The sequence below is a fragment of the Mycobacterium sp. NGS24 genome (assembly GCF_059813065.1).
On record NZ_JCALDW010000005.1, the window covers coordinates 1 to 19,238 of the forward strand.

A 19,238-nucleotide genomic window follows, 5' to 3' on the forward strand; every position below is an offset into this window, starting at 1 on the left:
CCGTGTCCCAGCCAGCGGCGGACCGGCCCAACCAACAGGTTGGCCGGGGCAACTGTTAGGGTTCCTGTGCTGGACCTACTCTTAAGACGGATCCACACCCTCTCCGAACAGGAAGTTCACATGTCCGAAGAAGCCTTCATCTACGAGGCCATCCGTACACCGCGCGGCAAGCAACGCAACGGTTCGCTGAACGAAGTCAAGCCATTGAGCCTGGTCGTCGGCCTGATCGAGGAGCTGCGCAAGCGCCACCCCGACCTCGACGAAAACCTGATCAGCGACGTCATCCTGGGCTGCGTCTCCCCGGTCGGCGACCAGGGTGGCGACATCGCCCGCACCGCCGTGCTGGCCGCCGGCATGCCCGACACAGTCGGTGGCTTCCAGCTGAACCGGTTCTGCGCGTCCGGCCTGGAGGCCGTCAACACCGCGGCGCAGAAGGTCCGTTCCGGCTGGGACGATCTGGTGCTCGCCGGCGGCGTCGAATCGATGAGCCGCGTTCCGATGGGGTCGGACGGCGGCGCGATGATGGCCGACCCGGCCACCAGCTACGACGCCTACATCGTCCCCCAGGGCATCGGTGCCGACCTGATCGCCACCATCGAGGGTTTCTCGCGTGACGACGTCGACGCCTACGCGTTGCGCAGCCAGAAGCTGGCCGCCGAGGCGTGGTCGGGTGGGTACTTCGCCAAGTCGATCGTGCCGGTCGTCGACATGAACGGCCTGCTCATCCTCGATCATGACGAGCACATGCGCCCCGACACCACCGCCGAGGGCCTGGGCAAGCTGAAGCCCGCCTTCGAGGGCCTGGCCGCAATGGCCGGATTCGACGACGTGGCGCGTCAGCGTTACCACTGGGTCGAGAAGATCAACCACGTGCACACCGGCGGTAACTCGTCCGGAATCGTCGACGGCGCCGCGCTGGTGATGGTCGGTTCCGAGGCGGCCGGCAAGTCGCAGGGCCTGACCCCGCGGGCGCGCATCGTCGCTACCGCCACCACCGGTGCGGACGCGACGATCATGCTCACCGGACCCACCCCGGCCACCCAGAAGGTGCTGGACCGGGCCGGGCTGACCGTCGACGACATCGACCTGTTCGAGCTGAACGAGGCGTTCGCCTCCGTGGTGCTGAAGTTCCAGAAGGACCTGAACATCCCGGACGAGAAGCTCAACGTCAACGGTGGCGCCATCGCCATGGGACACCCGCTGGGAGCAACCGGCGCGATGATCACCGGCACCATGGTCGACGAACTGGAGCGGCGCAACGCCCGACGCGCGTTGATAACGCTGTGTATTGGCGGCGGCATGGGTGTCGCGACGATCATCGAGAGGGTTTAAGTACATGGCCGACAACGCAATTCAGTGGGACAAGGACGCCGACGGCATCGTCACACTGACGCTGGACGACCCGTCGGGTTCGGCCAACGTGATGAACGAGAACTACATCGAGTCGATGGGCAAGACGGTGGATCGTCTTGTCGCCGAGAAAGACTCGATCACCGGCGTGGTGATCACCAGCGCGAAGAAGACCTTCTTCGCCGGTGGTGACGTCAAGAGCATGATCCAGATCGGCCCGGAAAACGCCGGCGAGGCATTCGATCTCGTCGAGAACGTGAAGAAGCAGCTGCGCACCCTCGAGACGCTGGGCAAGCCCGTCGTCGCCGCCCTCAACGGCGCGGCGCTCGGCGGCGGGCTGGAGATCGCCTTGGCGTGCCACCACCGCATCGCGGCCGACGTCAAGGGGTCGCAGTTCGGCTTCCCCGAGGCGACGCTGGGCCTGCTGCCCGGTGCCGGCGGCGTCACCCGCTCGGTACGGATGTTCGGGATCCAGAACGCTTTCATGAACATCCTGTCGCAGGGCACCCGGTTCAAGCCGGCCAAGGCCAAGGAAATCGGACTGGTCGACGAGCTGGTCGGTTCGGTCGACGAGGTGGTGCCGGCCGCCAAGGCCTGGATCAAGGCCAACCCCGAATCGCACACCCAGCCGTGGGACGTCAAGGGTTACAAGATCCCCGGCGGTACCCCGTCATCGCCGTCGCTGGCCGCCATCCTGCCGTCCTTCCCTTCCCTGCTGCGCTCGCAGCTCAAGGGTGCGAATATGCCTGCGCCGCGGGCGATCCTGGCAGCAGCCGTGGAGGGCACGCAGGTCGACTTCGACACCGCCAGCCGCATCGAGAGCCGCTATTTCACCTCGCTGGTCACCGGCCAGGTCGCCAAGAACATGATCCAGGCGTTCTTCTTCGACCTGCAGACGATCAACAACGGCGGGTCGCGGCCAGACGGCATCGAGCCGGTCAAGATCAACAAGATCGGCGTGCTCGGCGCCGGCATGATGGGCGCGGGCATCGCTTACGTCTCGGCCAAGGCCGGTTACGACGTGGTGCTCAAGGACGTCAGCATCGAGGCCGCCCAGAAGGGCAAGGGTTACTCGGAGAAACTCGAAGCCAAGGCGCTCGAGCGGGGCAGGACAACGGAGGAGAAGTCCAGTGCGCTCCTCGGGCGCATCACCCCGACCGCCGACCCAGCCGACCTCAAGGGCGTGGACTTCGTCATCGAAGCCGTCTTCGAGAACCAGGACCTCAAGCACCAGGTGTTCCAGGAGATCGAAGACATCGTCGAGCCGAACGCGCTGCTCGGGTCGAACACCTCGACGCTGCCGATCACCGGTCTGGCGACGGGGGTGAAGCGGCAGGAGGACTTCGTCGGGATCCACTTCTTCTCACCGGTCGACAAGATGCCGTTGGTGGAAATCATCAAGGGCGAGAAGACTTCTGACGAAGCGCTGGCCCGGGTCTTCGACTACACCCTGGCCATCGGCAAGACCCCGATCGTGGTCAACGACAGCCGCGGCTTCTTCACCTCCCGGGTGATCGGCACCTTCGTCAACGAGGCGCTGGCAATGCTCGGCGAAGGCGTGGAGCCGGCCAGCATCGAGCAGGCGGGTTCGCAGGCGGGTTACCCCGCGCCGCCGCTGCAACTGTCCGACGAGCTCAACCTGGAGCTGATGCACAAGATCGCCGCGGCTACCCGCAAGGGTGTCGAGGACAGTGGCGGCCAGTACGAACCGCACCCCGCAGAAGCTGTGGTGGAGAAGATGATCGAGCTGGGCCGCTCCGGCCGACTCAAAGGCGCCGGCTTCTACGAATACCCCGACGGCAAGCGCTCCGGATTGTGGCCGGGCCTGCGGGAGACCTTCAAGTCGGGGGCTTCGACGCCGCCGCTGCAGGACATGATCGACCGGATGCTGTTCGCCGAGGCGCTGGAAACCCAGAAGTGCCTCGACGAGAACGTGCTGACCTCCACGGCCGACGCCAACATCGGGTCGATCATGGGCATCGGATTCCCGCCGTGGACCGGTGGTAGCGCGCAGTACATCGTCGGCTACGAAGGTCCGCACGGCCGGGGCAAGGAGGCCTTCGTGGCGCGGGCCCGCGAACTGGCCGAGAAGTACGGCGACCGCTTCTTGCCGCCGGACTCGCTGACCTGACGACCAGCCGCAAAAGCCCCCGAAACAGCGTTGTTTCGGGGGCTCTTGCGTCGTCGCGGCTAAGCGGCGCGCTGCAGAACGTAGTAGCGGCCCGGGTTCTTGCCGTTGTGGTCCAGCGACGGCTCGTCGCCCGAGTCCACCAGCGTCCAGGCCGGGGTGAATCGCCGCTGGATCTCGGGCAGGTCGATGCCGCGCACCCCGGGTGAACCACCGGGGATCATCGCCATGATGAGCAGGCGCCCGTCGGTCGCCGCAACGCGCGTGACCTCACGAACGTAGGCGTCGCGGTCGTCGTCGTTCATGCCGTGTAGGCACCCGTTGTCGACGATCAACGAGAAATCCCGGCCCACGTTCGCCGAACTGAGCCGGGTGACGTCAGCAATCCGGAACTCGACGCTTTCGGTGCGGACCTTGGCCCGTGCCTTCTGCAGCGCCCGGGCGACGTAGTCCACTCCGGTCACCCGCCAGCCGTGCTCAGCCAGATAGCTACAGTTGTCGCCGGTGCCGCAGCCGATGTCGAGTGCCGCACCGGGCGCAATTGCACTGTCTTCGACCAACTCTCGTAGCTTGACCCCGATCGGGTGGCCGTCCCACGGAACGAAACCCAGCCGGTAGAGCGTCCGGTACTGCAGACGTTTGAGCCGATGGCCGAGTGCCACAGCTACGTAGCGGCAACAGCCGCGGCCAGGCGGCGCCATTGCTCGCGGGGGAATGCCCGCGGGTCGGCGGTGAGTATCTGGACGCAGACGTGGTCGGCACCGGCCGACTGATGGTCGGCGACTCGGCGCAGGATTGCTTCCTCGTCGCCCCACACGATGAGTGCATCGAAGAGGCGATCGCTGATCTGCGTGACATCGTCTTCGGAGAACCCGCTGCGCAGCATGTTGTTGGCGTAGTTCGGCATCGCCAAATAGCCACGCAGCCAATCGGTTCCAATCCTGCGCGCCTCGTCCGCATCGTCGGTCAGGATCGCGGACTGCTCGGGCAGCAGCCACGGGCCCTGCCCCAGCGTCGCACGGGCCGAAGCGGTGTGCTCGGGGGTGACGAGGTAGGGGTGGGCGCCGCGGGCGCGGGTCGCCGACAGCTCCAGCATCCTGGGGCCGAGCGCGGCCAGCACCCGCCCGTCGACGGGCACCGGCGGCGACGCCGCATCCAGACCGTCCAGGAACGATGCCGTCGCTGCGAGCGGTTTGCGGTACCGGCCGGGGTTTCCCGCGTCGATCAGCGGCGCGTGGCTGACTCCGATCCCGAGCAGGAAACGGTCGGGATGCTTGCTGCTCAACGCGGCGTAGGACTCGGCGACGTCGGCGGGGGAGTGCATCCACAGATTGAGGATGCCGGTGGCTATCACCGTCCGCGCGGTCGCCGCCAGCAGACGAGCGACCGCGTCGAGCACCGGTCCGCCGACGTCGGGAATCCACAATGCGGTGAACCCGAGCTCGTCCAATTCCGCTGCAGCGTCGGCGGCTTCGGATTCGTCACCGTAGCGCAGTTGACTGCTCCATACTCCTACCCCGGCCAGGTCCATTCCGCTCATTCCTCTCGTCCGCGTCCTGGCTTCCATGTTGCCAAACGGGCCATCCGGGTGGTGCGGGGCGTCGAAAGGTCGCACCCGACGCGCTGGGTGTCGAGCCCCGTGGTGCCGGGGCTAGAGTCCGGTTATGCGCTTCGGTCTCTTCATCCCGCAAGGCTGGCGGATGGACCTCGTCGGCATCGAACCGGAGCGGCACTGGGCGGTGATGCGTGATCTGGCCACCTACGCCGACGGTGGTGCCTGGGACTCGCTGTGGGTGTACGACCACTTCCACACCGTCCCGTTGCCGACCGACGAGGCCACCCACGAGGCCTGGTCGCTGATGGCGGCTTATGCCGCGGTCACTTCGCGGATCAAGCTGGGTCAGATGTGCACCGCGATGAGTTACCGTAATCCCGTCTACCTGGCGAAGGTGGCGGCCACCACCGACATCATCTCCGGTGGACGCGTCCAGATGGGTATCGGCGGTGGCTGGTACGAACACGAATGGCGCGCTTACGGTTACGGTTTTCCGTCCGCGGGGGTTCGGTTGGCCAGGCTGGACGAGGGCGTGCAGATCATGCGGGATGCCTGGCGGGACGGAAAAGTCAGCTTCGACGGCAGGCACTATCAGGTCGACGGTGCGATCGTTGCCCCGAAGCCGTTGCAGGACAATGGTATTCCGCTGTGGATCGCCGGCGGTGGTGAGAAGAAGACGCTGCGGATCGCCGCGCAGTACGCGCAGTACACCAATTTCACCCCGGAACTGGAAGCGTTTGCGCACAAATCGGAGGTGCTGGCCGAGCACTGCCGGAACCTGGGTACCGATTTCGACGCCATCGTCCGCTCGGCCAATTTCACCGCGGTGCTCGGCTCGTCCGAGTCCGAGGTCAACGAGCGGCAGCAGCGGATTCGCGACCGGCTGGCCGCGTATGTGCCGGACGCTCTGGCGGATTCGATGTCCTCCGGGATTCCGGACTCGGCCACCGGCACGCCGGAACAGGTCATTGAGCGATTGACGAGGGTTCGCGACCTGGGATGCGAATACGCCATCTGCTACTTCCCCGAGGCGGCCTACGACCGGTCCGGCATCGAGCTGTTCGAACGGGAAGTCATCCCCGCGCTGAGCTGATCGCCGCTGCGGGGGAACGGTGGCTCCGCAACCTTTTCAATTGCGAGAACCAGATTTCCATTTTCGCGGAACGCTGTTGTACGGTCTGGGTTAGTCGCGTTTTTTTCGTGTCCACGGAGGACTGACGATGCAGAAGGCATTAGCCCCTGAAATCTCGACCTGGCCCGACGAGAACCCCCAGCTGATCGGCAGTCGCTGCGGAGATTGTGGTGCCACCACCTTCCCCGTCCAGGAACGCTGCCCCCGCTGCAGTCTCGGACAGATGAACGAGGTGTTGTTGCCGCGCCGCGGCAGCCTGATCGCCTGGACCACCCAGGGCTTCCCGCCCGGCGCGCCGTATGCCGGCCCGACCGGCAAGGAATTCGTGCCGTTCGGGGTGGGTCTGGTGCAACTCGGTGACGTGATCCGCGTCGAAGGACGGCTGACCGAGAACGATCCGGCCAAGCTGCAGTTCGGCCAACAGGTCGAGCTGACGTTTGTGCCGTTGACCACCGACGACGACGGCGACGAGGTTCTCACCTTCGCGTTCGAGCCGGTGTCGGGAGGCCGCAATGACTAACGACGTCGCGATCATCGGCGTGGGTCTGCACCCGTTCGGCAGGTTCGACAAGACCGCGATGCAGATGGGTGCCGAGGCCATTCAGTCAGCGCTGTCCGACGCCGGTGTGAGCTGGAAAGACATCCAGTTCGGGTTCGGCGGCAGCCACGAGGTGTCCAATCCCGACGCGGTGACCCGGCTGGTCGGGCTGACCGGCATCACGTTCACCAACGTGTTCAACGCGTGCGCGACCGCCGCCAGCGCCATTCAGCAGACCGCCGACACCATCCGGCTGGGCAAGTACGACATCGGCATCGCCATCGGCCTGGACAAGCATCCGCGCGGTGCTTTCACCGACGACCCCGCCAAGCTGGCGCTACCCCAGTGGTACGCGCAGAACGGGCAGTTCGTAACGACCAAGTTCTTCGGGATGAAGGCCAACAAGTATCTGCACGACCACAACATCTCTCAGGCCACCCTGGCCAAGGTGGCCAACAAGAACTTCCGCAACGGGGCGCTGAACCCGAACGCGTTCCGTCGCAAGCCGATCTCGGAGGAGGAGATCCTCAACTCCGCGGTCCTGAACTATCCCCTCACGCAATACATGTTCTGTGCGCCCGACGAGGGCGCCGCCGCGGTGGTGATGTGCCGCGCCGACATCGCGCACAAGTACACGGACAAGCCGGTATATGTGCGCGCTTGCGAGATTCGCACCCGCACGTACGGCGCCTATGAGGTGCATGCCACCTTCGCGCCGCTCGACGAGGACGTCTCGCCGACGGTGTACGCGTCCCGAGCGGCCTACGAGGCTGCCGGGATCGGGCCGGAGGACGTCGATGTGGCCCAACTGCAGGACACCGACGCCGGCAACGAAGTCATCCATATGGCCGAGACGGGTCTGTGCGCGGACGGCGAGCAGGAGAAGTTGCTGGCCGACGGCGCTACCGAGATCCACGGGTCGATGCCGGTCAACACCGACGGCGGGCTGATCGCCAACGGCGAGCCGATCGGAGCCTCGGGGCTGCGCCAAATGCACGAACTGGTTCGGCAGCTGCGCGGCGAGGCCGGCGAACGGCAGGTGCCAGGGAATCCGCGGGTGGGGCTGGCGCAGGTGTACGGCGCGCCGGGCACCGCGTCGGCGACGATCCTGTCGCTCTAGTTACTGCGAACAGACACAGAATCGCGTCCAGCACACGCGATGCATGCGAGTCTGCGTCTGCTCGCGGAGTCAGATGGCCGGGCCGAGCAGGTCGTCGGCGTCGCGGATGATGTAGCCGTAGCCCTGTTCGGCCAGGAAACGCTGCCGGTGTGCGGCGTACTCGGCGTCGAGACTGTCGCGCGCCACCACCGAATAGAAGACGGCCCCACCGCCGCCGGACTTGGGTCGCAGCAGCCGGCCCAGCCGCTGGGCCTCTTCCTGGCGCGACCCGAACGTCCCCGAAACCTGAACGGCCACTGAGGCTTCGGGCAGGTCGATGGAGAAGTTCGCGACCTTGGAGACCACCAGCGTGGCGATCTCACCGGTGCGGAACTTGTCGAACAATTCCTCGCGTTCGCGTGTTTTCGTCGATCCCTGGATCACCGGGGCGTCCAGCTCCGCACCGAGTTCGTCGAGCTGGTCGAGGTAGGCGCCGATCACCAGGGTCTGCTCACCGGGGTGATTCTTCAGAATCGACTTGACCACAGCGATCTTGGTGTGCACCGTCGAGCACAGCTTGTAACGTTCCTCGGGTTCGGCGGTGGCGTACATCATCCGTTCGTTGTCGGTCATCGTGACCCGCACTTCCACGCATTCCGCCGGCGCGATCCAGCCCTGGGCCTCGATGTCCTTCCACGGCGCGTCGTAGCGTTTCGGGCCGATCAGCGAGAACACATCCCCCTCGCGGCCGTCCTCGCGAATCAGCGTGGCGGTCAGGCCCAGCCGGCGCCGGGACTGCAGATCGGCGGTCATCCGGAACACCGGCGCCGGCAGCAGGTGCACTTCGTCGTAGATGATCAGGCCCCAGTCACGGCTGTCGAAGAGCTCCAGATGCCGGTATTCGCCTTTGCTGCGGCGGGTGACCATCTGATACGTGGAGATGGTGACGGGCCGAATTTCCTTGCGCTCGCCGGAGTATTCGCCGATCTCCTCCTCGGTGAGCGAAGTGCGTGCGACCAGCTCACGCTTCCACTGCCGGGCCGCGACGATGTTGGTGACCAGGATCAGCGTGGTGGCCTGGGCTTTGGCCATGGCCGCCGCGCCGACCAATGTCTTGCCGGCGCCGCACGGCAACACCACCACGCCGGACCCGCCCGCCCAGAACGAATCGGTGGCCAGCTGCTGATAATCGCGCAACTCCCACCCGTGCGGCTCCAGGCTGATCGGATGCGCCTCGCCGTCCACGTAACCGGCGAAATCTTCGGCGGGCCAACCGATTTTGAGCAGCATCTGCTTGACCCGGCCACGCTCGCTGGGATGCACGATCACGGTGTCGTCATCAATGCGCGCACCCAGCATCGGGGCGATCTTCTTGTTGCGCAGCACCTCCTCGAGCACCGCACGATCCAGGCTCACCAGGGTCAGGCCGTGTGCGGGGTGTTTGACCAGTTGCAGCCGGCCGTAACGGGCCATGGTGTCGACGATGTCGACCAACAGGGGCTGCGGCACCGCGTAACGGGAGAAGCTGACCAGCGCGTCGACCACCTGTTCGGCATCGTGGCCGGCGGCGCGCGCGTTCCACAGCGCCAGCGGGGTGACGCGATAGGTGTGCACGTGCTCGGGAGCGCGTTCCAGCTCGGCGAAGGGCGCGATGGCGGCGCGCGCGGCCCCGGCCAGCTCGTGGTCCACTTCGAGCAGCACCGTCTTGTCGGACTGGACGATCAGGGGTCCGTCAGTCATTTAGCGCCACTCCTCCTTCACTCCGTGCTGCATCGTCGTCGGCGCGCATCAGTCCATTATCGTCGGCGCACCGACAGCTATCGTTCATCGGACGACAGCACCGAGGTGATGCGGTGGATGGCGAAGTCGCGCAGCCGTCCGGACGCGGAATCGAACGCCACCAGTTGCCCACCCTTGACCACGATCGGCGCCACCACCCGTTGGGTGGCGACCCCCGCCGCGTCGAGGTAGCCGATCAGTACCTTCTCCTGGTCCTGGGCGGCTCGTTGCAGCAGTGACATCGCGACGGCAGGGTCGACGCGCAGGTTGCCGAACGGCGCGGCTGTCACCGTGCGCAGCACCGCGACGATCGCGTGCAGGGTGTCGCCGCTGGGCCGGGGGGGCGGCCGGTACGGTCGGCGCTGCTGCGGGCTGGGCACCCGGGCACCGCGGGCACGCACATCGACGATGGCACCGGTGGAGTCCTCGGCTGCCGGGGCAAACCCTGCCGCACGCAGCGCAGCCAGCACGTCGGCGATCGAAGCTGATGACACCGCGACCGTCGGCGCCAGCGCCCGCAGCTGCAGGTCTTCGGCGGCCGGCGCGGCGATGGCCTGAGCCAGCAGCGCGGGATCTTCGCAGCGCACGAATGACGCCGCCATGCCGATGCGAAGTTGCCCGTGCCGGCGCGCGACGTCATCGATGAGATACGTGAGCCCTTGCGGCACCGTCGTTTTCGAATGCCCGGCGAAAAAGGAGTGCATCCAGTCGCGGGTCTTGCCGATATCCAAGGCATGCCGGATGGACTGCTCGCTGACCCGGTAAACCATTGCCGCACCGGCGGATTCGACGGTGGCGACCGTAGCGAGCTCGTCCGCCAGGTCGCGCTCCAACGGACCCGGCACCACGACCGTCAGGTCTGCCTGAACCAGGAAGTGGTCGATTGGTTTGGGCAGCGCGCGTGACATCGCACCGAGCACCGCACCCGGGTCGTCGTCCTGCTCCAGCAGGATCCGGCCGGGCGTGCTGATGGCACCGCGACCCACCAGGCCCAGCGCGTGACCCTCGGAGAGCAGATCGGCGACCGGTCCCGGTTGCAGCCGGCGGGCCCAGCGCGGCCGGCGCCAGATCAACGCGGCCGACCCGGTCTTCGCGTCGACCCCGGCGCCGGGCGGCAACTCGGCAAGCATGTCCAGCAGCAGCCGTCGATCCAGTGGGGCAGCCGTCGAGAACAGCGAGTCAGACAGGGCGCCATAGGTTTTGCCGTCCGGGCCGCGATTTCCGATCAGCGCCGGTCGGGCCGGCAGGTGCAGCCAGGTGTCGGCCAGCAGGAACCACCGGTCGGCGGCACTGAGCGTGCCGTACCGGTCGGCCGCGGTGGTGGGTGCCCAATAGGGTGCCTCGCCGTAGGCCGGTTCGGGGTCGGGGGTGCCGTTGCCGATCAGCCCGGCCGCCGCCGACAGCTCGAGTATCAAACCCAGGCGCGGCTCCTCGATCCCGGTGGTCTTGGCCAGTCGTTTGATGTCGCGAATCCCCAGCCCCCCGCTGCGCAGCTCGGCGACCGGAGCGGCGCTGAGGTTTTCCAGCAAGACATCCACGTGACGCAGCAGGTCGATGACGGCCCCGGCGGCCGCGGCGTCGGCCGCGGCGGGATCGACGGTCGAGACCACCGGGTCGGGCGCGGCCAGCTGGGTCGGGCCGGGGTTCTCCCCGCGCAACACCTGACCCACGTGCCGGGGCAGGATCACGGTCTCGGCATCGACGCGGCGCAGTAGACCCACGGCGAGCAGCTGCGGCACCGGCCGGTCCAGCGCAGCGCCGGGCGCCGCATCGCGGGTGCGCCCCATCGGGGACCCGTCGAGCAACCTGTCCAGGACGTCGCGCTGCGGCGCGTCGAGCCCGTCGATCAGGGCGGCGATCTGATCCCCGGAAAGGGAGCGGTCCTCCAGGGTGACCTGACCCGGTAGCCACGGCAACGCGGAGGCGGCGTCGGCGGCCACCCGCACCGCCGTGTCACCCCACGCCAGGGCGCGCTGCCGCAGGTCGTCCAAGGCCGTCAGCACCTCGTCCCGGGGGGCGCCGTCCCCGATCAGAGCCGTCAATTCGGCGACCGGCACCGGTTCGATGTCGGCGTGCAGCACCAGCAGCGCGTCGAGCACCGCGAGCCGCAGAAAGTCCAGGTCGTCGGTGGCGGCCTTGACCGACTGGCGCGCCTGGGCGCGGGCGGCCAGCGCGGCGATGCTGCCGGGCGGGGGCTGGGCAAGGTCGGGTCGCAACGCCAACAGCAGGATCAACCGCTCGTCGGGTAGGTCGGCCAGCCAGGACCCCAGCGGGATATCCGGGGTGTGTTCGGTCATCGAAGATCAAGCCTAGGCCCGACCTGCGGGCTACCGTCGCGGACTGCTTACGGACCTGTCAGAATGGAGCGCGTGGCTGATGCACGCAAGGCAAAGTACGTGGACAACGGCTGGCCCACTACGGACCCGGATGACCACGCGGTGAGCGAACTCGTGACCGACCGCACCGGCGCACTCTCGCCTTTCGGCGAAGTGGTGTTCCCGGTGCCTGCCGACGAGTTGCCCTACGTCCACCCGGTGACAGTCGCCACCTGGTAATCGCCACCATGACCGGGGCCGGGGCCGCACCGAGGGCCGCTGCACGGGCCGCCGAGGTGCCCGCCCTGTCGCATCTGGACGAGCGGGGCGCCGCGCACATGGTCGACGTCACCGAGAAGGGGGCCACGCGACGCACTGCCGTCGCCGCCGGTGTCCTGCGCACCTCCGCGGACGTGGTGGGGTTGGTCTCCCGCGGCGGGCTGCCCAAGGGTGACGCGCTGGCGACCGCGCGGGTGGCCGGCATCCTGGCCGCCAAACGCACCAGCGACCTGATCCCGTTGTGCCATCAGCTGGCGCTCACCGGTGTCGATGTCGACTTCATTGTCGGCGAGTCCGAGATCGAGATCCATGCGACGGTGCGCAGCACCGACCGAACGGGGGTGGAGATGGAGGCGTTGACCGCCGTCAGTGTGGCGGCGCTGACCCTGTACGACATGATCAAGGCGGTCGACCCGGCCGCGCGCATCGACGCTATCCGGGTGCTCAGCAAAGAGGGCGGCCGTAGCGGAAGTTGGGTGAGGCAGTGAATCGATCCGCGCGCGTGGTCGTCGCATCCACCCGGGCAGCCTCCGGTTCCTATGCCGACGAGTGTGGGCCGATTATCTCTGAATGGCTTGAGCAGCAGGGTTTTTCGCCTGCTGAGGTGCGAGTGGTCGCCGATGGAAATCCGGTGGGCGAGGCGCTCAACGATGCGCTCGACGACGAGGTCGACGTCATCATCACATCCGGCGGCACCGGGATCTCGCCTACCGACAGCACGCCCGAGCAAACGGTCGCGGTGCTGGACTTCATCATCCCCGGGTTGGCCGACGCGATCCGGCAGGCCGGCTTGCCGAAGGTGCCGACGTCGGTGCTCTCGCGCGGCGTGTGCGGGGTGGCCGGCAAGACGCTGATCGTCAACCTGCCCGGCTCACCGGGCGGGGTACGAGACGGCCTCGGGGTGCTGGCCGGGGTGCTCGACCACGCGCTGGCGCAACTCGCCGGCGAAGATCACCAACGATGACGTTGGTCGTACGCGCTGTAGTGACCGACCAGTCGATCTGTCTCGCCGAGCACGAGGCGTTGGTGAGCCATCAGTCGGCCGGTGCCGTCGTCGGGTTCGTCGGGATGATCCGCGACCACGACAACGGACGCCGAGTGGTGCGCCTGGAATACTCCGCGCACCCGTCGGCTTCGCAGGTCTTTGCTGACGTGGTGGCAGAGGTGGCCGGGCAGGCCGCCGGGGTACGGGCCGTCGCAGCCAGTCACCGCATCGGCGTATTGCACATCGGTGAGGCCGCTCTGGTGGCCGCCGTAGCGGCCGACCACCGTCAAGCGGCCTTTGCTACCTGTGCTCAGTTGGTAGACGCCATCAAGGCGCGGCTACCAGTGTGGAAGCACCAGTTCTTCGACGACGGTTCCGAAGAATGGGTGGGTTCGGCCTGAGCCCGGTCAGCTGACCGGGCCCGCCGCGAGCGCGTCGAGCGCGTCGTTGCCGGCGATGTCGTGGCCGACAATCGACTGCCACAGCTGCTGGGTGTAGCCCACCGTGGACACCTGGTGGACCCCCGCGGGGGTGCCGGCGTCGACCGGAGGCGCCGCCTCACCGGGCTGGAAGCCGGCGTCGATGGTCGGCGGAGCCGGGGGCAGGTCCGCCGGCGCGGGAGGCAGGTCGGCGGGAGCCGGCGGCAGGTCGCCCGGGGCGGGAGCCAGGTCGGCGGGAGCCGGGGGCAGGTCGGCCGGTGCCGGGGGCAGGTCGGCCGGTGCCGGGGGCAGGTCGGCGGGAGCCGGAGCAAGCTCGGCCGGAGCCGGCGCGAGCTCGTTTCCGACGAGCTGGGCCGGGGCCTCCTCGACCGGAGCCGGCAGCTCTGCTGGTGGGGGAAGTTCGGTATTAGGCGCGGGTGCCTCGGCGGGCTGGTCCCACGGGAAAGCGGCCGGCTGGGGCACGACATTGCGTGGCGACGGTCCGGACAACGCGGTGCCACACACCGGCCAGGCGCCCCGGCCCTGCGTCGCCAACACGCGCTCGGCGACGGCGATCTGCTGGTCCTTGCTGGCCATTTGGGCGGACGGCGCGAACTCGCCGCCACCGTGCGACGACCAGGTGCCGGCGGCGAACTGCACGCCACCGTAGAAGCCGTTGCCGGTGTTGATCGCCCAGTTGCCGCCGGATTCGCAGCGGGCTACCTGGTCCCACTCGGCGTCAGTGGCCGCAGCCGCCTGGCCGGCCATGGCGATGGCGCCGCCACCGAGGACCGTGCCGGTGAAGGCGATCTTGGCGACGCTCACGCTCGAGTTAGTGGGCTTACGATGCCGTCCACTCATACGCTCAGAAATTCCTCTCGTATACACGCCTGCGAGGTCAGCTGTCGGGTTCGGGTGGAAGAGGTCACCCGGCCGTCGTCGTTCACCGTTGATACGACGTCGGCTTCACCCCAAGGAGCCGCGATTGGCCCCGGTCCGAAACTCGGCGGACCTGGTGGGTCCCCCGCCTCCATCCGCGGGTCGGAATCCCTCACCTAACGGATGGAGCTGGGCGCGATCTAGGTGAAGGAGGGTTCGTCGCTCGGGTTGGGTGACGAACCACCCGGAACGGTAGCGGTTCGCGGCGTTCCCGTCACGTTAAGGAAATGTCGGCGTTTTGGTCACACGCGGGCCGCAAAACGCCAGGAACGGTTCGCGTTTGTGCAGGTCAGAGTGGCCGAAATCGGAGCGTGGCCGGGCCGTTATCGTTCCGTTACGTGATGTATTTCACAGTTTCAACCGCCGGCGAAGGGCGGAAGTACGTCAACCGTGTCGCCGGTGGATAACGCCGTGGCCTCATCTCGGACGGCAATTCCGTCCCGCAGGTAAGAGCATCGGCTCAATATTGTCGCCAGGTGGGTACCCCGATCGGCGAGCAGCTCAACCAAGCGGGCCACCGTCGCTCCGGCCGGCAACGCGACGGTCTCGGACTCCGCGCCGGAAGCTGCCCGGGCGGCGGCGAAGTAGCGGACCGTGACCTGAATGTCGGCACGATAAGGCGCGGTGTCAGCCACCGATGGCGCTCATCGGCCGTGCTGGCTGAGTGAAGCCCGGGTCGTTGATGCCGTGGCCGGCGGGTTTGCTCCACATCGCAGCGCGCCAAGCGGCCTCGACGGCGTGGTCGTCGGCACCCCCGCGCAGCAGTGCACGCAGATCGGTTTCCGTGGTGGAGAACAGGCAGCTGCGGATCTGGCCGTCGGCGGTCAGCCGGGTGCGGTCACACGTGGCGCAGAAGGCCTGCGACACCGACGCGATGATCCCGAATTTTCCGGTCGGCGTATCGGAGCCGGAGTCGACGAGCCAGAGTTGAGCCGGCGCCGAACCGCGGGGCGCCGGGTCGGGTTCCAGGCGGAAGTGCGGCCGCAGCGCCGCCAGCACGTCATCGGCGCTGAGCGCGGCGTGCCGACGCCACTGATGGCCCGCGTCCAGCGGCATCTGCTCGATGACTCGCAGCTGGTACCCGCGCTCCAGGCAATACCGCAGCAGATCCACGACGTCGCGCGCGCCGGTCTCGGGGTCGAGCACGGCGTTCACCTTGATCGGGTCGAGCCCGGCGCGCCGTGCGGCGGACAGGCCGGCCAGCACGTCCTTGAGGCGATCCCGCCGGGTGATCGCGGCGAAGTGCGCGGGATCCACACTGTCCAGGGACACGTTGACGCGGTCCAGCCCGGCGTCGGCCAGCGCGTCGACCCGCCGCGCGAGACCGACGCCATTGGTCGTCAGAGATATCTCCGGGCGCGGCGTGAGCCCGGCAGCAGCGGCGACAACCTCTTCGAGGTGGCGCGCCAGCAGCGGCTCGCCCCCGGTGAACCGCACCCCGGTGACGCCCAGGCGGGTGACCGCGATGCGCATCAGCCTGGCCAGCTCGTCGGAACGCAACAGCGTCTCGCCCGGCAGCCAGTTGAGACCTGCGGCCGGCATGCAGTAGGTGCATCGCAGATTGCAGCGATCGGTGAGCGAGATCCGCAGATCGGTGGCGGCGCGGCCATAGGTGTCGAGTAGCGGGCCGGTGCGCGGTGCCTGGCCTTGTTTGCTGGCGCCGGGGACCGTCGGCACTCCCAGGGTGGTCAGCGTCATGCCGGCATGCGCGCGGGCCGGTCGACGGGGACGATCTCCTTGCCCAACGGAACCAGCGAGACCGGGATCAGCTTCAGGTTTGCCAGCGCCAGCGGGATCCCGACGATGGTGGCCGCCATCGCGATGGCGGTGGTCAGGTGGCCGAGCGCCAGCCACAGCCCGAACAGCAGCACCCAGATGACATTGCCGACCACGGAGCCGGCCCCGGCCCCCGGCTTCTCCACGATGGTCCGGCCGAACGGCCACAGCGCATAGGACGCGATGCGCAGCGCAGCAAAACCGAACGGGATGGTGACGATCAGCAGGAAACAGACCAACGCGGCCAGCAGGTATCCCAGTGCGAGCACGAGCCCACCGAAAACCAGCCAGATGACATTCAGGATCAGGCGCATATCTCCTCCAGCGGTATCGCCAGCCTACCGAGTGCCGGGTAAACCGGATGCTGAGCGGATGATCAGCCGAGTAGGATCTGTGATCGTCAGCGCGTCCTGCGCATGCGGGACGCGTCTTTATGTTGTGTAGCCAATGATCCATCAGACAAGCAGGATCCATCAGACAAGCAGGTGAATGCAGTGCCGACCGGCAAAGTGAAGTGGTACGACTCCGAGAAGGGGTTCGGCTTCCTGTCGCAGGAGGACGGCGAGGACGTCTACGTCCGCTCGTCGGCGTTGCCCGCGGGTGTCGAGGGGCTCAAAGCGGGCCAGAAGGTGGAGTTCGGCATCGCTTCGGGGCGGCGCGGTCCGCAGGCGCTCAGTCTGAAGCTGCTCGATCCGCCGCCCAGCCTGTCCAGGACGCGCCGGGAAGCCTCGCGCCGGGATGCGCCGGCCGAGCACAAGCACAGCCCCGACGAGTTGCACGGCATGGTCGAGGACATGATCACGCTGCTGGAAAGCACCGTGCAACCGGAACTGCGTAAAGGCCGCTACCCGGACCGCAAGACGGCACGTCAGATCTCCGAGGTGGTCAAGGCGGTGGCGCGCGAGTTCGAGGCCTAGGGGGCTCTCGACCCGGCGTAGCCACGCCCGAAGCGGGTATCCACCTCTCGTCGTGATGGCGTCAACGAGGAGGCGGCGATGGCACAGCAAGCGCAGGTCAGCGAAGAACAAGCCCGGGCTGTCGCCGAAGAATCCCGCGAAAGCGGATGGGAAAAGCCGTCTTTCGCCAAGGAGCTGTTCCTGGGCCGGTTTCCGCTGGAGCTCATCCACCCTTTCCCCAAGCCGGCGGAGGCGGACGAGGCGCGCGCCGAGGAGTTCCTGGCGAAGCTACGCGGATTCCTGGTCGACGTGGACGGCAGCGTCATCGAGCGAGACGCCCGGATTCCCGACGAATACATCACCGGTCTAGCCGAATTGGGCTGCTTCGGGATGAAGATTCCGACGGAGTACGGCGGTCTGGGTATGTCCCAAGTGGCGTACAACCGCGCGCTGATGCTGGTCACCACCGTGCACCCCAGCCTCGGCGCGTTGCTGTCCGCACACCAGTCGATCGGGGTGCCCGAGCCACTCAAGCTCGCCGGCTCCGCGGAGCAGAAACAGAAGTTCCTGCCGAGGTGTGCCGCGGGCGCCATCTCGGCCTTCCTGCTCACCGAGCCCGACGTCGGGTCCGATCCGGCACGGTTGGGTGCCACGGCAACACCGGTCGACGACGGCGCGGCCTACGAACTCGAAGGCGTGAAGCTGTGGACCACCAACGGGGTGATCGCCGAGCTGCTGGTGGTAATGGCCCGCGTGCCCAAGAGTGAGGGGCACCGCGGCGGCATCAGTGCCTTCGTGGTGGAGGCGGATTCGCCCGGAATCACCGTGGAGCGGCGCAACCAGTTCATGGGGCTGCGCGGCATCGAGAACGGCCTGACCCGGATGCACCGCGTGCGAGTACCCGCGGAGAACTTGATCGGCCGGGAAGGCGACGGTCTGCGGATCGCGCTGACCACCCTCAACGTCGGGCGCCTGGCGCTGCCCGCGATGGTGACCGGCTCGGCGAAATGGTCGTTGAAGATCGCGCGGGAATGGTCGCGCGAGCGGGTGCAGTGGGGCAAGCCGATCGGCAAACACGAAGCAGTCGCCCGTCAGATCTCGTTCATGGCCGCGACCGTGTACGCCCTCGATGCAGTGGTCGAGTTGTCGGGTCAGATGGCAGACGAAGACCGCAACGACATCCGGATCGAAGCCGCGCTGGCCAAGCTGTGGTGCAGTGAGATGGCGTGCGTCATCGCCGACGATCTGATGCAGATCCGGGGCGGCCGGGGTTACGAGACGGCCGAGTCGCTGGCCGCGCGCGGGGAGCGGGCCGCGCCGGTGGAGCAGTCGTTGCGGGATCTGCGGATCAACCGCATCTTCGAGGGATCCAGCGAGATCATGCGGCTGCTCATCGCGCGGGAAGCCGTCGACGCGCACCTCAGTGCTGCCGGTGATCTCGCCAAGGCCGATGCCGACCTGCGACAGAAGGCGGCGGCCGCGGTCGGGGCGAGCGGCTTCTACGCAAAGTGGTTGCCCAAACTGGTCTTTGGCGAGGGACAACGACCGACCGCCTACCACGAATTCGGTCAGCTGGCCGCTCACCTACGCTTCGTCGAACGGTCCAGCCGCAAGCTGGCCCGCAACACCTTCTACGGGATGGCGCGCTGGCAGGCGAAACTGGAGCAGAAGCAAGGATTCCTGGGCCGGATCGTGGACATCGGCGCGGAGCTTTTCGCGATGGCTGCGGTGTGCGTGCGAGCCGAAGCCCAGCGCGGGTCCGACCCGGCACTCGGGAAGCAAGCTCATGAACTTGCCGAAATATTCTGTCAGCAAGCAACTTTGCGGGTGGAGGCACTGTTCGACGCACTGTGGACCAACACCGACAGCAGCGACGTGCGGGTGACCAACGATGTGTTGGACGGGCGTTACACCTGGCTGGAGAACGGCATTCTGGACCAGTCCGAAGGCACCGGCCCGTGGATTGCGCCCTGGGAGCCAGGCCCGTCCAGTGCCGAGAATCTGGCTCGCAAAGTCGTGCCCCACCCGACCGAAGCAAAGGTCTAGGG

At 67.3% G+C, this 19,238-nt stretch carries 19 protein-coding genes and 1 riboswitch; of the genes, 11 read left to right on the forward strand and 8 right to left on the reverse strand.

Annotation, left to right across the window (positions count from 1 at the left end):
- The first annotated feature begins 120 nt into the window (after positions 1-120).
- Positions 121-1,332 (forward strand): acetyl-CoA C-acetyltransferase, encoded by a 1,212-nt coding sequence (locus AC5Y6Y_RS09065; RefSeq protein WP_463827308.1) that lies wholly within the window; start codon positions 121-123, stop codon positions 1,330-1,332.
- Between the two features lie 4 nt (positions 1,333-1,336).
- On the forward strand, positions 1,337-3,481 hold the full coding sequence (locus AC5Y6Y_RS09070; protein WP_463827309.1) for a 3-hydroxyacyl-CoA dehydrogenase NAD-binding domain-containing protein: 2,145 nt from the start codon (positions 1,337-1,339) through the stop codon (positions 3,479-3,481).
- Between the two features lie 59 nt (positions 3,482-3,540).
- Here the strand turns inward: AC5Y6Y_RS09070 and AC5Y6Y_RS09075 are convergent, their stop codons facing one another.
- Both AC5Y6Y_RS09075 and AC5Y6Y_RS09080 read right to left on the reverse strand, forming a co-directional pair.
- On the reverse strand, positions 3,541-4,179 hold the full coding sequence (locus AC5Y6Y_RS09075; RefSeq protein ID WP_463827310.1) for a class I SAM-dependent methyltransferase: 639 nt from the start codon (positions 4,177-4,179) through the stop codon (positions 3,541-3,543).
- Positions 4,143-5,009: an LLM class F420-dependent oxidoreductase gene (locus AC5Y6Y_RS09080; RefSeq protein ID WP_499929888.1), complete on the reverse strand. Its 867-nt coding sequence runs from the start codon at positions 5,007-5,009 to the stop codon at positions 4,143-4,145. Before AC5Y6Y_RS09080 ends, AC5Y6Y_RS09075 begins: the two co-directional genes overlap by 37 nt.
- 133 nt (positions 5,010-5,142) lie before the next feature.
- On the opposite strand from AC5Y6Y_RS09080, the gene AC5Y6Y_RS09085 reads away from it, so the two are divergent.
- The 3 genes from AC5Y6Y_RS09085 (at position 5,143) to AC5Y6Y_RS09095 (ending at position 7,823) form a co-directional block, all read left to right on the forward strand.
- Positions 5,143-6,126 carry an LLM class F420-dependent oxidoreductase gene (locus AC5Y6Y_RS09085; protein ID WP_499929668.1) on the forward strand — a complete coding sequence of 328 codons (984 nt, stop codon included), beginning with the start codon at positions 5,143-5,145 and terminating at the stop codon, positions 6,124-6,126.
- Between the two features lie 127 nt (positions 6,127-6,253).
- On the forward strand, positions 6,254-6,685 hold the full coding sequence (locus AC5Y6Y_RS09090) for a Zn-ribbon domain-containing OB-fold protein (protein WP_463827312.1): 432 nt from the start codon (positions 6,254-6,256) through the stop codon (positions 6,683-6,685).
- On the forward strand, positions 6,678-7,823 hold the full coding sequence (locus AC5Y6Y_RS09095) for a thiolase family protein (protein WP_463827313.1): 1,146 nt from the start codon (positions 6,678-6,680) through the stop codon (positions 7,821-7,823). The genes AC5Y6Y_RS09090 and AC5Y6Y_RS09095 overlap by 8 nt, the downstream gene beginning before the upstream one ends.
- Before the next feature lie 69 nt (positions 7,824-7,892).
- Here AC5Y6Y_RS09095 and AC5Y6Y_RS09100 read toward each other — a convergent pair whose 3' ends face one another.
- Positions 7,893-9,542, reverse strand: a complete 1,650-nt coding sequence (locus AC5Y6Y_RS09100; RefSeq protein WP_463827314.1) for a DNA repair helicase XPB — start codon at positions 9,540-9,542, stop codon at positions 7,893-7,895.
- A 77-nt stretch (positions 9,543-9,619) separates the two neighbouring features.
- Complete coding sequence (locus AC5Y6Y_RS09105) at positions 9,620-11,878, reverse strand: helicase-associated domain-containing protein (RefSeq protein ID WP_499929670.1); 2,259 nt, start codon at positions 11,876-11,878, stop codon at positions 9,620-9,622.
- Positions 11,879-11,941: 63 nt separating this feature from the next.
- Between AC5Y6Y_RS09105 and AC5Y6Y_RS09110 the strand changes: the two genes are divergently transcribed.
- Genes AC5Y6Y_RS09110 through AC5Y6Y_RS09125 form a run of 4 tightly spaced genes read left to right on the forward strand, consistent with a single transcriptional unit; the run spans position 11,942 to position 13,561 of the window.
- A complete protein-coding gene (locus AC5Y6Y_RS09110) occupies positions 11,942-12,136 on the forward strand; it encodes a hypothetical protein (protein ID WP_463827316.1) in 195 nt (64 codons plus the stop codon).
- Between the two features lie 8 nt (positions 12,137-12,144).
- A complete protein-coding gene (gene moaC / locus AC5Y6Y_RS09115) occupies positions 12,145-12,663 on the forward strand; it encodes a cyclic pyranopterin monophosphate synthase MoaC (RefSeq protein WP_499929672.1) in 519 nt (172 codons plus the stop codon).
- Positions 12,660-13,139 carry a MogA/MoaB family molybdenum cofactor biosynthesis protein gene (locus AC5Y6Y_RS09120; protein ID WP_463827318.1) on the forward strand — a complete coding sequence of 160 codons (480 nt, stop codon included), beginning with the start codon at positions 12,660-12,662 and terminating at the stop codon, positions 13,137-13,139. Before moaC ends, AC5Y6Y_RS09120 begins: the two co-directional genes overlap by 4 nt.
- The gene (locus AC5Y6Y_RS09125; RefSeq protein WP_499924806.1) at positions 13,136-13,561 is read left to right on the forward strand and encodes a molybdenum cofactor biosynthesis protein MoaE; all 426 of its coding nucleotides are present in this window, start codon (positions 13,136-13,138) and stop codon (positions 13,559-13,561) included. Before AC5Y6Y_RS09120 ends, AC5Y6Y_RS09125 begins: the two co-directional genes overlap by 4 nt.
- A 6-nt stretch (positions 13,562-13,567) precedes the next feature.
- Here AC5Y6Y_RS09125 and AC5Y6Y_RS09130 read toward each other — a convergent pair whose 3' ends face one another.
- From AC5Y6Y_RS09130 to AC5Y6Y_RS09145, 4 genes are all read right to left on the reverse strand, one after another.
- Positions 13,568-14,440 (reverse strand): transglycosylase family protein, encoded by an 873-nt coding sequence (locus tag AC5Y6Y_RS09130; protein ID WP_499929674.1) that lies wholly within the window; start codon positions 14,438-14,440, stop codon positions 13,568-13,570.
- Between the two features lie 9 nt (positions 14,441-14,449).
- Positions 14,450-14,636: riboswitch (cyclic di-AMP (ydaO/yuaA leader) on the reverse strand.
- A gap of 238 nt (positions 14,637-14,874) precedes the next feature.
- On the reverse strand, positions 14,875-15,153 hold the full coding sequence (locus tag AC5Y6Y_RS09135) for a MoaD/ThiS family protein (protein ID WP_499929676.1): 279 nt from the start codon (positions 15,151-15,153) through the stop codon (positions 14,875-14,877).
- Positions 15,146-16,216: a GTP 3',8-cyclase MoaA gene (gene moaA, locus AC5Y6Y_RS09140; protein WP_499929678.1), complete on the reverse strand. Its 1,071-nt coding sequence runs from the start codon at positions 16,214-16,216 to the stop codon at positions 15,146-15,148. Before moaA ends, AC5Y6Y_RS09135 begins: the two co-directional genes overlap by 8 nt.
- On the reverse strand, positions 16,213-16,608 hold the full coding sequence (locus AC5Y6Y_RS09145; protein WP_463827323.1) for a YccF domain-containing protein: 396 nt from the start codon (positions 16,606-16,608) through the stop codon (positions 16,213-16,215). Before AC5Y6Y_RS09145 ends, moaA begins: the two co-directional genes overlap by 4 nt.
- Positions 16,609-16,788: 180 nt before the next feature.
- Between AC5Y6Y_RS09145 and AC5Y6Y_RS09150 the strand changes: the two genes are divergently transcribed.
- Positions 16,789-17,211: a cold-shock protein gene (locus tag AC5Y6Y_RS09150; RefSeq protein WP_463827324.1), complete on the forward strand. Its 423-nt coding sequence runs from the start codon at positions 16,789-16,791 to the stop codon at positions 17,209-17,211.
- A gap of 78 nt (positions 17,212-17,289) precedes the next feature.
- Positions 17,290-19,236, forward strand: a complete 1,947-nt coding sequence (locus tag AC5Y6Y_RS09155; RefSeq protein ID WP_499929680.1) for an acyl-CoA dehydrogenase family protein — start codon at positions 17,290-17,292, stop codon at positions 19,234-19,236.
- Positions 19,237-19,238 lie beyond the last annotated feature (2 nt).

Coding starts and splice junctions, on each gene's coding strand:
- AC5Y6Y_RS09090 (WP_463827312.1), top strand. CDS start 6,254: ATGCAGAAGGCATTAGCCCCTGAAATCTCGACCTGGCCCGACGAGAAC.
- AC5Y6Y_RS09080 (WP_499929888.1), bottom strand. CDS start 5,009: ATGGACCTGGCCGGGGTAGGAGTATGGAGCAGTCAACTGCGCTACGGT.
- AC5Y6Y_RS09125 (WP_499924806.1), top strand. CDS start 13,136: ATGACGTTGGTCGTACGCGCTGTAGTGACCGACCAGTCGATCTGTCTC.
- AC5Y6Y_RS09100 (WP_463827314.1), bottom strand. CDS start 9,542: ATGACTGACGGACCCCTGATCGTCCAGTCCGACAAGACGGTGCTGCTC.
- AC5Y6Y_RS09095 (WP_463827313.1), top strand. CDS start 6,678: ATGACTAACGACGTCGCGATCATCGGCGTGGGTCTGCACCCGTTCGGC.
- moaC (WP_499929672.1), top strand. CDS start 12,145: ATGACCGGGGCCGGGGCCGCACCGAGGGCCGCTGCACGGGCCGCCGAG.
- AC5Y6Y_RS09075 (WP_463827310.1), bottom strand. CDS start 4,179: ATGGCGCCGCCTGGCCGCGGCTGTTGCCGCTACGTAGCTGTGGCACTC.
- AC5Y6Y_RS09085 (WP_499929668.1), top strand. CDS start 5,143: ATGCGCTTCGGTCTCTTCATCCCGCAAGGCTGGCGGATGGACCTCGTC.
- AC5Y6Y_RS09105 (WP_499929670.1), bottom strand. CDS start 11,878: ATGACCGAACACACCCCGGATATCCCGCTGGGGTCCTGGCTGGCCGAC.
- AC5Y6Y_RS09110 (WP_463827316.1), top strand. CDS start 11,942: ATGGAGCGCGTGGCTGATGCACGCAAGGCAAAGTACGTGGACAACGGC.
- AC5Y6Y_RS09145 (WP_463827323.1), bottom strand. CDS start 16,608: ATGCGCCTGATCCTGAATGTCATCTGGCTGGTTTTCGGTGGGCTCGTG.
- moaA (WP_499929678.1), bottom strand. CDS start 16,216: ATGACGCTGACCACCCTGGGAGTGCCGACGGTCCCCGGCGCCAGCAAA.
- AC5Y6Y_RS09130 (WP_499929674.1), bottom strand. CDS start 14,440: ATGAGTGGACGGCATCGTAAGCCCACTAACTCGAGCGTGAGCGTCGCC.
- AC5Y6Y_RS09065 (WP_463827308.1), top strand. CDS start 121: ATGTCCGAAGAAGCCTTCATCTACGAGGCCATCCGTACACCGCGCGGC.
- AC5Y6Y_RS09155 (WP_499929680.1), top strand. CDS start 17,290: ATGGCACAGCAAGCGCAGGTCAGCGAAGAACAAGCCCGGGCTGTCGCC.
- AC5Y6Y_RS09070 (WP_463827309.1), top strand. CDS start 1,337: ATGGCCGACAACGCAATTCAGTGGGACAAGGACGCCGACGGCATCGTC.